Source organism: Streptomyces sp. NPDC093568 (genome assembly GCF_044764945.1).
Taxonomy (GTDB): domain Bacteria; phylum Actinomycetota; class Actinomycetes; order Streptomycetales; family Streptomycetaceae; genus Streptomyces.
In genome coordinates this window covers 562,618-574,926 of the sequence record NZ_JBIWJD010000004.1, presented here as the reverse complement: position 1 = coordinate 574,926, position 12,309 = coordinate 562,618, and the positions used below count along the sequence as shown (strand labels likewise).

Genomic DNA, 12,309 nt, shown 5'->3' with positions numbered 1-12,309 from the left:
CCGTGAGCACCAACAGCCCTCAGGACCTCAGCAGGACCGCGTACGACCACCTGTGGATGCACTTCACCCGCATGTCCTCGTACGAGAAGTCCCCCGTCCCCACCATCGTCCGGGGCGAGGGCACCTACATCTACGACGACAAGGGCAAGCGTTACCTCGACGGTCTCGCCGGCCTGTTCGTGGTCCAGGCGGGGCACGGCCGCGTGGAGTTGGCCGAGACCGCCTTCAAGCAGGCGCAGGAGCTGGCGTTCTTCCCGATCTGGTCCTACGCGCACCCGAAGGCCGTCGAACTGGCCGACCGCCTCGCGGAGCACACCCCGGGCGACCTCAACAAGGTCTTCTTCACCACCGGCGGCGGTGAGGCGGTGGAGACCGCCTGGAAGCTCGCCAAGCAGTACTTCAAGCTGGTCGGCAAGCCCACCAAGCACAAGGTCATCTCCCGCGCGGTCGCCTACCACGGCACCCCGCAGGGCGCCCTGTCCATCACCGGACTGCCCGGCCTGAAGGCCCCCTTCGAGCCGCTGGTCCCCGGCGCCCACAAGGTCCCGAACACCAACATCTACCGCGCCCCGATCTTCGGCGACGACCCGGAGGCCTTCGGCCGCTGGGCCGCCGACCAGATCGAGCAGCAGATCCTCTTCGAGGGCCCGGACACGGTCGCGGCCGTCTTCCTGGAGCCGGTGCAGAACGCCGGCGGCTGCTTCCCGCCGCCGCCCGGCTACTTCCAGCGGGTGCGCGAGATCTGCGACAAGTACGACGTCCTGCTGGTGTCGGACGAGGTCATCTGCGCCTTCGGCCGTCTGGGCACGATGTTCGCCTGCGACAAGTTCGGCTACGTGCCGGACATGATCACCTGCGCCAAGGGCATGACCTCGGGCTACTCCCCGATCGGCGCGTGCATCATCTCCGACCGCATCGCCGAGCCGTTCTACAAGGGCGACAACACCTTCCTGCACGGCTACACCTTCGGCGGCCACCCGGTGTCGGCCGCGGTCGGCATCGCCAACCTCGACCTGTTCGAGCGCGAGAACCTCAACCAGCACGTCCTCGACAACGAGGCCGCCTTCCGCGGCACGCTGGAGAAGCTGTACGACCTTCCGATCGTCGGCGACGTCCGCGGCAACGGCTTCTTCTACGGCATCGAGCTGGTCAAGGACAAGGCGACCAAGGAGTCCTTCAACGATGAGGAGACCGAGCGGGTTCTGTACGGCTTCCTGTCCAAGAAGCTCTTCGAGAACGGCCTCTACTGCCGTGCCGACGACCGCGGTGACCCGGTCGTCCAGCTCGCCCCGCCGCTGATCTCCAACCAGGAGACGTTCGACGAGATCGAGCAGATCCTGCGCGAGACGCTCTCGGAGGCGTGGACGAAGCTCTGACCTCCCGCGCTTCCCGCCCGGCCCGGGTGCACCCGTACGAGTGAGAACGGTGTGCCCGGGCCGCGTGCTGTCCGGTGTCGCGCCCCCGGCTCCTTAGCGTGCCCGTGTAACCGATCGGTCCTGCCTTCGTTCCCCCGCAAGGGGGATTGGCAAGAAGAAATGACGATCAGAACCGAGGTGTACGCCCATGGTGGCCCCGCCGGACAACGACGTGCTCTGGGCACGCGCCCTGCACTTCTCGTACCACGACGGCTCGCCCGCGCTCAGCGGCGTCTCCCTCGGGGTCCAGGAGGGCGAGGTCCTCGCCGTCATCGGTCCGCGCGGCAGCGGCAAGACCGCCCTTCTGCGCTGTCTGTCCGGCCTGGCCCAGCCGCGGCAGGGCGAGGTCTGGTTCAACAGCGTGCCGGTGCACACGATGGGCGCGATGGCCCGCGAACGGCTGCGCCGCGACCGCTTCGCCTGGATCGACCCGGCGCCGTCGCTGGTCCCCGAGCTGAACGTCTGGGAGAACACCGCCCTGCCCCTGATGCTGCGCGGCACCAGCCGCCGTCGCGCCAAGACGGCCGCACTGGAGTGGCTCAAGCGCCTGGACGTCGGCGAGGCCGCCCGCAAGCGCCCGCACCAGCTGGTCCAGGCCGAACGGCAGCGCGTCTGCATCGCCCGTGCCCTCGCCCCCTCCCCCATGGTGCTGTTCGCCGACGAGCCGACGGCTCCGCTGCACCGCGCCGACCGCACACACGTTCTGCGCACGCTGACGACAGCGGCCCGCTCGCACGGCATCACGGTCGTCCTGGCCAGCCATGACGCGGACACGGCAGCCCTCGCCGACCGCACCGTCACGCTCCTGGACGGACGGCGCGTGAACACGGTGCACCTGCCCCCCGTCGCCGAGGCGGAAGGCCGGGCCGCGTGCTCGCTCTCCGTCTGACCCGCGGCGCCCAGCCCGCCGTACAACTGCGCCGGCTGCTCGTGGCGGCGGGGTCGGCCGGCACGGGCTTCCTGCTGCTGTCCGCCCTCGGCTTCGCGCTGTCCCACCCCGACTCCCCCGCCGCCGCGACGCTCCGGCTGGCCTGGTGCGTACCGCCGTTGGCCGCGACGATCCATCTCGCGGTGGCGGTGGCCCGCACGGACCCGGGCACCAGACCCCGCCCGGGACTCGCGGCGATCGGGCTCGGCCCCGGCCGCCTGATGCTGATCTCGGCCACCACCACGGCCCTGGCGTGCACCCTCGGCTCGATGCTGGCCCTGCTCGTCTTCCTCCATCTCCGCGGCGATCTGACGGGCATGCCGTTCGACGGCGCGGCCGCGGCCTTCCTGGCGGCGGACAGCCCGCTTCCCCTGCCGGCCACCCTGACCCTGCTGGGGCTGGTACCGGCGAGCGCGTCGGCGACGGTCGCGCTGACACTGCGCCCGAAGACAGCGGGGCCCGCCGGGAGCCGGGGCGCGAGCTGGGCGTCCGGGCGGCTCGGGGCGTGGTCGCGGGGAGGTGCGGAGGCCGCGGCAGGCGATGCCGCGCCTCTCCCGCGGAACGGTGAGGCGTCCCTGCCGGAGAAGGGGGACGCCCCGCAGGAAGCCGATGCCCCGCAAGCGCGGGTGAGCATCCCGCTCCGGACGCCGGCCCCGGCGAACGGCACCCCCCAGGCGACCACCGAGGCGCCAGACCAGGCGACAGACCAGGCGCCGGGCCAGGAGACCGACCAGCCGGCCGCAACCGACGGCACCCGGCAGACCCCGGACGCCCTGCCCGACCTCCTCACGCCCCGCCCCGCGCCCAAGGGCCTCCCCTGGGGCATCACCATCCTCACCGCGGGCCTGGCCGTGGAGACCTACGCCAGCCGCGGCACCCCCGACGCTCACCTCTCCGTCCCCGCCGCCCTCCCCACCGGCCCCGCCGGAGTCCTGGTCGGCTGGGTCCTCGCCACCCTCGGGCTCGCCCTCGCCGCACCCGGCCTCACCCATCTGTGCGGCCGCCTGCTGCAGTCGGTGCGCCCGGGGCCGCTCCGGCTGCTGGCGGGTCGCGGCCTCATGGCGGAGGCCACCCGGATCGGCCGCCCGCTCGGCGTCGTCTGCGCCGTGGCCTCCGCCGCCTACGCCATGGCCCCGCTGCCCGACGCCGCGGCCGACGCCGCCGTCGGCCCCCTCACCACCCTCGGCGCCACCGTGATCATCGGCTGCACCCTGGCCACCCTGCTGATCGCCGCGGTGGAGGCCAGACAGTCCCGCGCCGACACCATGGCCGCACTGCTCCGCCTCGGCGCCCCCACCTCGATGCTGCGCGGCTCGGCGGCCCTGCGCGCCGCCGCCCTGCTGGCCCTCTTCTGCCCGCTGACCCTGATCGTGGCCGAGCTGGCCGCCCTGCCCCTGGCCCGCTGAGAGACGCCGCCTCGTTCCCGGCCGCGCGCCGCCGGAAAACCCGTACGAAAAAATCTCCGCGCCGCGATGAGTTCCGCTCGGACCCCCGGTCTACCCCACCGAACAGCAACCACCCGATGGGAGAGACCACCATGAGCGCCCCCGCGTACCAGCAGATGATCTTCGTAAACCTGCCCGTGAACGACCTCGACGCCTCGAAGAAGTTCTTCACGGAGCTCGGCTACTCGATCAACGCCCAGTTCAGCGACGAGAACGCCGCTTCGGTGGTGATCAGCGACACGATCGTCGCGATGCTGCTCACCAAGCCGTTCTACTCGACCTTCACCAAGAAGGAGATCGCGGACGCCACGACGACCAGCGAGGTGCTGATCTGTCTGAGCGCCGAGAGCCGCGACAAGGTGGACGAGCTGGTCGAGAAGGCGGTCGCCGCCGGTGGCACCGCGTCGGACAAGGTCCAGGACATGGGGTTCATGTACGGCCGCGCCTTCGACGACCTCGACGGCCACACCTGGGAGGTCGTCTGGATGGACCCGTCGGCCGTCGAGGGCTGAGGCCGGCTCCCGTCGCCCGGTGCCTAGCATGGGCGGGTGCACACGATGCCCGCCCATGCGGCCCACCACGACGACCGTGAGATAGAGACGCTGGAGGAGTTCGACGCGACCGTCTCGGCGCGCGGCTCGCTGGCCGGATTCCGGGTCCAGGCCGTGGACCTGACGGACCGTACGCGCGAACTGCTCGGTTCGGACACCGCGGGCGCCGTCTTCCTCGGCTGCCCGATGCGCGAGGAAGCCGCCGCGAAGATCCGCACCGACGGCGCCCTGGTCTTCCCGCCGGTCCCCGACCTCCCCTTCGAGCCGTACCGGGGCCTGGTCTACTCCCCCGACGAGCTCTTCGCGTCCCTGGCCGACGGCTACGAGAACACGCCCGACGCCCACGCCTACGCCTGGTTCCAGCGCACCAAGGCCGACCGCGACGTCTACGCCTCCATGCTCCGCGCGATCCATGACGACTCCATCTCGGACGCGCTCGACGAACTGCTGTCCGGCGCCCGCGTGGTGGGCGTCATGGGCGGCCACGCGATGCGCCGGGGCACGCAGGCCTACGAGGGCGCCGCGCGGCTCGGCCGGGAGCTGGCCCGCGCCGGTCTCACGGTCGCCACCGGCGGCGGGCCCGGCGCGATGGAGGCCGCCAACCTGGGCGCCTACGCCGCCCCGCTCGACGACGAGATGCTGCCCGAGGCCCTCCGACTCCTCGCGAAGGCACCCCAGTTCACGCCGTCGGTCACCGACTGGGCGGCGGCCGCCTTCGAGGTGCGCGCCCGCTGGCCCCGGGGCGGACGCTCCGTCGGCATCCCGACCTGGTTCTACGGCCACGAGCCGCCGAACCCGTTCGCCTCGCACATCGCCAAGTACTTCGCCAACGCAACCCGTGAGGACGGCCTGCTGGCCCGCTCGAACGCGGGTGTCGTCTTCCTGCCGGGCGCCGCCGGGACCGTACAGGAGATCTTCGACAACGCGACACCGAACTACTACGAGTCGCGCGGCGAGCCCACGCCCATGGTGCTGGTCGACCGGGCGCACTGGACGGAGCGGCTGCCGGCCTGGCCGCTGCTCCAATCCCTCGCCAGGGAGCGGTCGATGGAGACGCGGATCGCTCTGGTCGACCGGATCGAGGAGGCGCCGGAGGCGTTGAAACGTCTTGGCGGTTAATGAGAGGGCAAAGCCAACGCCTGTAGGCTGCATATGCGTTGACACTACTTATGCCACGCTTATAAACCTGTGAGTCTCCTGGGGCCGTTGATGTCACGTCACCGGCTCTGCCGAACCCCCCTCAGTGATGCAACTCCGTAAAGGACAAACGTGTCCATAAACCGCCGTACCGTCGCACGTTCCGTGCGCGCTCTGGGTGTCGCCTCCGCCTCGGCCGCGCTGGCGCTCTCCGTCGCGGGCGCCGCCGCCGCATGCGACATCAGTGAATTCTCCGCCGAAGCCAAGTGCGACGGCGACAAGGGCGTCATCACCGTCACCGACGTGGACCCCAGCGGTATCCCGGCCACCGTCACGGTGTACCTGCAGAACAACGGCGCCGACCTGAAGAAGGTCGGCGAGCAGGAGGTCAAGGGCTCGCGCGAGGGTGTCACGATCACCTTCGCCGAGAACTGGAAGCCGAACGCCGAGTACCGGGTCCACGTCAAGGCCGCCGGCTATGTCGACGAGGACATCAAGCCGAACCTGACGACGCCGTCCACGGCCTGCAAGAAGGAAGAGGAGAAGCCGCCGGCGCCGTCGGACACCCCGACCCCGTCGGAGACCGCCTCGACCCCGGCCGAGGAGAGCGAGTCGCCGTCCCCGACCCCGTCGGAGAGCGACAGCACCGCCCCCGCGGACACCGCGAGCAGCGCCCCGTCCCCGGCGGCCGGTGACTCCAACCTGGCCGAGACCGGTGCGAACTCCAACACCGGCCTGATCGCCGGCATCGCGGTCGCCCTGGTCGCGATCGGCGGCGGCGCGGTCTTCTTCGGCCTGCGTCGCCGTGGGGCGAGCAGCGACCGCTGACACGCCCGTCGAGCAGCAGTCCGGTGGCCCGTCCCCACTCCGGGGGCGGGCCACCGTCGTACCGCGTCAGAAGCTGGCCCGCCGCAGCCAGAACTCCAGCAGCTCGCGCTCGCCCAGCACCTCCAACTCGGGGCTGTCCAGCGGCAGTCGACGGTAGAAGGCGAGCAGGACGGCGGTGAGCGGGCCGCGCAGGGCGACCGTCGCCTTCCGGTGGTCGCGCCGCCAGGCGATGGCGTCCCCGTCGAGCTCGATGACCCACTCGGCGTTCAGGCCCGGGGTGTTGTCGGTGGCGTGCAGATGGATGCTGCTCCCCGGCCGGCGCAGGTCGCGCGTCGGGTCGTCCGGCAGGTTGCGCTGGGCCCATTCGATGATCTGCAGCCACTCGTCGATCGCGTCGGCGGCCACGGCCGGCGCGACCTCGTAGGGCAGTCCGGCCGCGAGCGTGGCGTCCGCGCGATGGACGGTTATCTCGTGTGCCATACGGCGGGCCCAGAACCCGGCGGTGTGGATCCCGGCCCAGGCCCACACCTCGGTGTCCGGCCCGGCCTCACGCAGCGCGCCGACCACCATCTCGCCGGTCTCGGCGAGCCAGGCGTCCAGGGCGGCAGGGTCCCCCTCGCCGTCGGGGCCGCCCGCGAGCGGGACCTTCTCCTCGGGGACCTCCTCGCGCGCCCGCGTCCGCACGATCAGCTCCACCCAGCGCAGGGCGCCGCCCATGTGCCGCACGAGCTGTTCCAGAGTCCAGTCCGGGCACGTCGGCACGGTGACCGACAGGTCGACGCCGGAGGTCACCACCGACCTCAACTGGCCTACCTGGTGGGCGATCTCGTCGCAGTAGCGGTCATGGGCGAGCAGCGTCATGCCCCGCACCCTATGCGCACGGTGATCAGCCGAGCACGACAATTTCCGCCGCGTCGAACTCGACCCCCACGGCGTCCCCGACCTCGGGCGCGTCCCGCAGCGCACACGCCGCTTCGAGGCGCGGCGCGTCCTCCGGCTGCAGATGTACGGCGACATGGGTGCCCTTGAAGGTCCGCGCGGCGACCGTGCAGCGCAGGCCCGCGTCGGGGGCGACGAGACGGACCCCGGCCGGCCGTACGAGCAGCGTGCGCGTGCCCTGCGCGGCGCCCTCGCCCACCGGGAGCTTCCCCCAGGGCGTGTCCGCGGCCTCGCCGGCGACGCTGCCCTGGACCACGTTGTCGAAGCCGAGGAAGCGCGCGACGAACTCGTCGACGGGCCGCTGCCACACCTCGAGCGGCGTCCCGCTCTGCGCGATCCGCCCGTCGCGCATGACCACGACCCGGTCGGCGAGCGCGAAGGCCTCACCCTGGTCGTGCGTCACCGCCAGCACGGTGGTGCCCAACCGTCCGAACAGCTCCCGGAGTTCGACCACGAGCCGCTCCCGCAGCGAGCGGTCGAGCTGGCCCAGCGGCTCGTCCAGCATCAGCAGTCGGGGCCGGGGCGCGAGCGCGCGGGCCAGCGCGACGCGCTGCTGCTCGCCGCCGGAGAGGGAGGCGACGGCACGCCGGGTGGCCCCCGGAAGTCCGACCAGGTCGAGCAACTCCCGTACCCGCTCGCCCTGTTCGCCCTTGGACGCGCCGTGCATCCGGGCCCCGAAGTCCACGTTGCCGCCGACGTCCCGCTGCGGGAAGAGCTGATGGTCCTGGAACATCAGCCCGACGCCCCGCTTGTGGGCGGGCACACCGGCCTGGTCCCGCCCGTCGAGCGACACCCGCCCGGCGTCGAGGGCCTGCAGCCCCGCCACCACCCTCAGCAGGGTCGACTTGCCGCTGCCGCTCGGCCCGAGCACGCACACGATCTCGTGCTCGGTGACATCGAGGTCGACGGCGTCGAGCACGGCCCGCCCGCCGAAGCGCACGGTCGCCCCCGCCAGACTCAACAGCATCTAGAACTCACCCGTCCGATCCGTACGAAGCCGCTCCAGCACCAGCAGCGCCACCGCGCACACCACCATCAACACCGTCGAAAGAGCCATCGCCTGGCCGTAGTTGAGCTCGCCGGCCCGCCCCAGCAGCCGCGCCACCGCGACCGGCAGCGTCGGGTTGTCGGGCCGTGCGATGAACACGGTCGCGCCGAACTCCCCGAGCGACACCGCGAAGGCGAACCCGGCCGCGATCAGCAGCGCCCGCCGCACCATCGGCAGGTCCACCTCACGCCAGACCCGCCAGGGCGAGGCCCCCAGCACCGACGCCGCCTCGCGCAGCCGCTGGTCCACGGCCCGCAGCACGGGCAGCATGGTCCGTACGACGAAGGGCACCCCCACCAGGGCCTGCGCGAGGGGCACGAGGATCCACGTACTGCGCAGGTCGAGGGGCGGCTCGTCCAGGGCGATCAGGAACCCGAACCCGACGGTCACCGCGGACACCCCGAGCGGCAGCATCAGCAGCGCGTCGAAGCCCCGGACGAACCGGCCCGCGTCCCGCCGGGTGAGCGCGGCCGCCGCGAGTCCGCCGATCAGCACGGCGATGAGGGTGGCGGCGACGGCGTACTGGAGGGAGTTGCCGATCGCCTCAATCGGCGCCACCAGGAAGATCCCCCCGTCGGCGCTGGTCAGCGCCCGGTAGTAGGCGAAGTCGGGGGCGTCCAGGGAACGCTGCACGAGGACGGCGAGCGGCAGCAGCAGGAGTACGGCGATGACGGCCAGGACACCGGCCAGCAGCGCCCACTGCCCCGCCCCGCGCGGCCGGCGCGCGGTCACCGACGCGTCCACCAGACGCAGGGCGCTCTCCCGCCGCCGCACCGTCCAGGCGTGCACGGCGAGGATCGCGGCCACCGCGAGGAACTGGATGATCGTCAGGACGGCGGCCGTGGACAGGTCGAAGATCTCGGAGGTCTGGCGGTAGATCTCCACTTCGAGGGTGGAGAAGGTCGGCCCGCCGAGGATCTGCACCACACCGAAGGAGGTGAAGGTGAACAGGAAGACCATGAGCGCGGCGGCGGCGACGGCGGGCGCGAGCGCCGGCAGGGTGACCTGACGCCAGGCTCTGAGGGGCGACGCCCCGAGCATCCGCGCGGCTTCCTCCTGGCGCGGGTCGAGTTGCGCCCAGAGCCCGCCGACCGTCCGTACGACGACGGCGTAGTTGAAGAAGACGTGGGCGAGCAGGATGGCCCACACGGTGGTGTCGAGCCGTACGCCCCACAGTTCGTCGAGGAGTCCGCCGCGGCCGACGAGCGCGAGGAACGCCGTGCCGACGACGACCGTCGGCAGCACGAAGGGGACGGTCACCACGGCCCGCAGCACGTTCTTGCCGGGGAAGTCGAAGCGGGCGAACACATAGGCGCCCGGCAGCGCGATCAGCAGGGTGAGGGCGGTGGAGGCGAGCGCCTGCCAGGTGGTGAACCACAGGACGTGCCGGATGTCGGACTGCCCGAGCACCTCCGGCAGACGCCCGAACTGCCAGACCCCGTCGACCTTCAGACCGCGCCCGACGATCGCGGCGACGGGGTAGGCGAAGAAGACCGCGAAGAACGCGACGGGCACGGCGACGAGGCCGAGCCGCACCGCCGCGCTCCGCCTGCGTCCTTCGCGGGGTGCTGCTTCCGCTACTTCAGTACGAGCGAGGTCCACGACTTGACCCAGTCGTCACGGTTGTCGGCGATCTTCGCGGGGTCCATGGTCTGAGGGTCCTTGGCCTGCGGGCCGTACTTCACGAACTCCGGCGGAACCTGGGCGGCTTCCCGCACGGGGTAGACGAACATGTTCAGCGGCATGTCGTCCTGGAACGTCTTGGTCAGCAGGAAGTCGAGGAGCGCCTTGCCGCCCTCGGTGTTCTTGGCGTTGCTGAGCAGGCCCGCGTACTCGACCTGCCGGAAGCAGGTGCCGTCCGCGACACCCGTGGGGGCGCTGGCCGGCTTCGGGTCGGCGTAGATCACCTCGGCGGGCGGCGAGGAGGCGTACGACACGACGAGCGGCCGGTCGGCCTTGGCCTTCTTGCCGCCGGCGGAGCCGGAGAACTCCTCGTTGTAGGCCTGCTCCCAGCCGTCGACGACCTTCACGCCGTTGGCCTTCAGCTTCTTCCAGTAGTCCTGCCAGCCGTCGTCGCCGTACTTGGCGGCGGTGCCGAGCAGGAAGCCGAGGCCGGGCGAGGAGGTGGAGGCGTTCTCGGTGACGAGGAGGTCCTTGTATGCGGGCTTGATCAGATCGTCGAACGATGCCGGCGGGGCCAGCTTGTGCTCGGTGAAGTACGCCTTGTCGTAGTTGACGCAGATGTCGCCGGTGTCGATCGGCGTGACCCGGTGCTTGTCCTGGTCGATCCGGAACTCGGGCAGGATCAGGTCGGACCCCTTGGCCTCGTACGACTGGAACAGGTCGTTGTCGAGGGCGCGGGAGAGCAGGGTGTTGTCGACGCCGAAGAAGACGTCGCCCTGCGGGTTGTCCTTGGTCAGGATCGCCTTGTTGACGGCCTGCCCGGCGTCGCCGTCCTTGAGCACCCGGACCTTGTAGCCGGACTGCTTCTCGAACGCGGCGAGGACGTCCTTCGAGACGGCCCACGAGTCATGGCTGACGAGCGTCACGGTCTTGCTCGTGGACTCTCCGCTGCCACTGCCCGAGTCGGAGGATCCGCACGCGGACAGCGTGACAAGGCCCAGCCCGACGGCGACGGCCGCGAACTTCTTGGTTGTGCTCACTGAATTCCTCCTGGGATGGACCAGGAAGAGACGCGGCCCTGCCCAGGAGCCTTTTCGACTCCTGGGCAGGGCGCAACAGCTTGAGTGGTGACCGAACTTCCTACCCAGAATGACCTGGGCAAGGTTCAGAGGGTCTGCGGCCCGGTTGCCGCACTCTCAGCGCTGTGGCGCTCCCCTGTCGGAATATGAAGATGTGCTTACGACGGTCTTACGCTGGCCAGACTACCGCTCGGTCGCGGCGAGCTGACCGCACGCCCCGTCGATCTCCTGACCACGGGTGTCCCGGACCGTCACCGGCACACCATGGGCGGCGATCGCCTCGACGAACGCCTTCTCGTCCTCGGGGCGCGACGCGGTCCACTTCGAGCCGGGAGTCGGGTTCAGCGGGATCAGGTTCACATGCACGGGCTTGCCCTTGAGCAGCCGCCCGAGCCGGTCACCACGCCAGGCCTGGTCGTTGATGTCCCGGATGAGGGCGTACTCGATGGACAGCCGACGGCCGCTCTTCTCCACGTACTCGAACCCGGCATCGAGCACCTCGCGCACCTTCCACCGCGTGTTCACGGGGACGAGGGTGTCGCGCAGCTCGTCGTCGGGCGCGTGCAGCGAGATCGCGAGCCGGCACTTGAAGCCCTCGTCGGCGAACCGGTGGATCGCCGGAACCAGACCGACCGTCGAGACGGTGATCCCGCGCTGGGACAGCCCCAGCCCGTCGGGCTCGGGGTCGGTGAGCCGGCGAATGGCCCCCACGACCCGGTTGTAGTTGGCGAGCGGCTCGCCCATGCCCATGAAGACGATGTTGGACAGCCGCGAGGGCCCGCCGGGCACCTCGCCGTCCCGCAGCGCCCGCATCCCGTCCACGATCTGGTGCACGATCTCGGCGGTGGACAGATTCCGGTCCAGCCCCGCCTGCCCGGTGGCACAGAACGGACAGTTCATCCCGCACCCGGCCTGCGAGCTGATGCACATGGTCACCCGGTCCGGGTACCGCATCAGCACCGACTCGACGAGCGTCCCGTCGAACAGCCGCCACAGCGTCTTGCGCGTGGTCCCCTGGTCCGTCGACAGATGCCGTACGACGGTCATCAGCTCGGGAAGCAGCTCCTGGTGCAGCTTGGCCCGCGACCCCGCCGGGATGTCGGTCCACTGCTCCGGGTCGTGCGCGTACCGCGCGAAGTAGTGCTGCGAGAGCTGCTTGGCACGAAACGGCTTCTCCCCGATCGCGGCGACGGCGTCCTTGCGCTCAGCAGGCGTGAGATCGGCAAGGTGCCGCGGGGGCTTCTTGGCTCCGCGGGGGGCTACGAAAGTGAGTTCTCCGGGCTTAGGCATGGCTCAACCAGTGTCGCAGATCCACT

General features: G+C 71.0%; 11 protein-coding genes and 1 riboswitch. Of the genes, 6 read left to right on the top strand and 5 right to left on the bottom strand.

What is annotated here, in order from left to right; all coding sequences use genetic code 11:
• The first annotated feature begins 2 nt into the window (after positions 1-2).
• The 6 genes from ACIRD7_RS20025 to ACIRD7_RS20000 all read left to right on the top strand — a co-directional run bounded on the left by ACIRD7_RS20025 (position 3) and on the right by ACIRD7_RS20000 (position 6,304).
• Positions 3-1,376, top strand: coding sequence for an aspartate aminotransferase family protein (locus ACIRD7_RS20025; protein WP_403454822.1), 1,374 nt, complete (start codon positions 3-5; stop codon positions 1,374-1,376).
• A gap of 187 nt (positions 1,377-1,563) precedes the next feature.
• Positions 1,564-2,304 carry an ABC transporter ATP-binding protein gene (locus ACIRD7_RS20020; protein WP_403454821.1) on the top strand — a complete coding sequence of 247 codons (741 nt, stop codon included), beginning with the start codon at positions 1,564-1,566 and terminating at the stop codon, positions 2,302-2,304.
• Positions 2,286-3,749 carry a hypothetical protein gene (locus ACIRD7_RS20015; RefSeq protein ID WP_403454820.1) on the top strand — a complete coding sequence of 488 codons (1,464 nt, stop codon included), beginning with the start codon at positions 2,286-2,288 and terminating at the stop codon, positions 3,747-3,749. The genes ACIRD7_RS20020 and ACIRD7_RS20015 overlap by 19 nt, the downstream gene beginning before the upstream one ends.
• Before the next feature lie 131 nt (positions 3,750-3,880).
• Complete coding sequence (locus ACIRD7_RS20010; RefSeq protein WP_403454819.1) at positions 3,881-4,300, top strand: VOC family protein; 420 nt, start codon at positions 3,881-3,883, stop codon at positions 4,298-4,300.
• 36 nt (positions 4,301-4,336) lie between these two features.
• On the top strand, positions 4,337-5,458 hold the full coding sequence (locus ACIRD7_RS20005) for an LOG family protein (protein ID WP_403454818.1): 1,122 nt from the start codon (positions 4,337-4,339) through the stop codon (positions 5,456-5,458).
• Between the two features lie 183 nt (positions 5,459-5,641).
• Positions 5,642-6,304, top strand: a complete 663-nt coding sequence (locus ACIRD7_RS20000) for an LAETG motif-containing sortase-dependent surface protein (RefSeq protein ID WP_403454817.1) — start codon at positions 5,642-5,644, stop codon at positions 6,302-6,304.
• Positions 6,305-6,370: 66 nt separating this feature from the next.
• On the opposite strand, the gene ACIRD7_RS19995 is transcribed toward ACIRD7_RS20000, so the two are convergent.
• From ACIRD7_RS19995 to rlmN, 5 genes are all read right to left on the bottom strand, one after another.
• Positions 6,371-7,165 (bottom strand): maleylpyruvate isomerase family mycothiol-dependent enzyme, encoded by a 795-nt coding sequence (locus ACIRD7_RS19995; protein ID WP_403454816.1) that lies wholly within the window; start codon positions 7,163-7,165, stop codon positions 6,371-6,373.
• A gap of 25 nt (positions 7,166-7,190) precedes the next feature.
• Positions 7,191-8,210 (bottom strand): ABC transporter ATP-binding protein, encoded by a 1,020-nt coding sequence (locus ACIRD7_RS19990; protein WP_403454814.1) that lies wholly within the window; start codon positions 8,208-8,210, stop codon positions 7,191-7,193.
• Positions 8,211-9,893 (bottom strand): ABC transporter permease, encoded by a 1,683-nt coding sequence (locus ACIRD7_RS19985; protein ID WP_403454813.1) that lies wholly within the window; start codon positions 9,891-9,893, stop codon positions 8,211-8,213.
• Complete coding sequence (locus ACIRD7_RS19980) at positions 9,869-10,954, bottom strand: thiamine ABC transporter substrate binding subunit (protein ID WP_403454811.1); 1,086 nt, start codon at positions 10,952-10,954, stop codon at positions 9,869-9,871. The genes ACIRD7_RS19985 and ACIRD7_RS19980 overlap by 25 nt, the downstream gene beginning before the upstream one ends.
• 79 nt (positions 10,955-11,033) lie before the next feature.
• Positions 11,034-11,141: riboswitch (TPP riboswitch) on the bottom strand.
• Between the two features lie 35 nt (positions 11,142-11,176).
• The gene (gene rlmN, locus ACIRD7_RS19975) at positions 11,177-12,283 is read right to left on the bottom strand and encodes a 23S rRNA (adenine(2503)-C(2))-methyltransferase RlmN (RefSeq protein WP_403454810.1); all 1,107 of its coding nucleotides are present in this window, start codon (positions 12,281-12,283) and stop codon (positions 11,177-11,179) included.
• Positions 12,284-12,309: the final 26 nt, after the last annotated feature.

What these genes read in the sequence shown, in the direction of transcription:
- ACIRD7_RS19995 (WP_403454816.1), bottom strand. Translation starts at nt 7,165, where the DNA reads ATGACGCTGCTCGCCCATGACCGCTACTGCGACGAGATCGCCCACCAG.
- ACIRD7_RS19990 (WP_403454814.1), bottom strand. Translation starts at nt 8,210, where the DNA reads ATGCTGTTGAGTCTGGCGGGGGCGACCGTGCGCTTCGGCGGGCGGGCC.
- ACIRD7_RS20010 (WP_403454819.1), top strand. Translation starts at nt 3,881, where the DNA reads ATGAGCGCCCCCGCGTACCAGCAGATGATCTTCGTAAACCTGCCCGTG.
- rlmN (WP_403454810.1), bottom strand. Translation starts at nt 12,283, where the DNA reads ATGCCTAAGCCCGGAGAACTCACTTTCGTAGCCCCCCGCGGAGCCAAG.
- ACIRD7_RS20020 (WP_403454821.1), top strand. Translation starts at nt 1,564, where the DNA reads ATGGTGGCCCCGCCGGACAACGACGTGCTCTGGGCACGCGCCCTGCAC.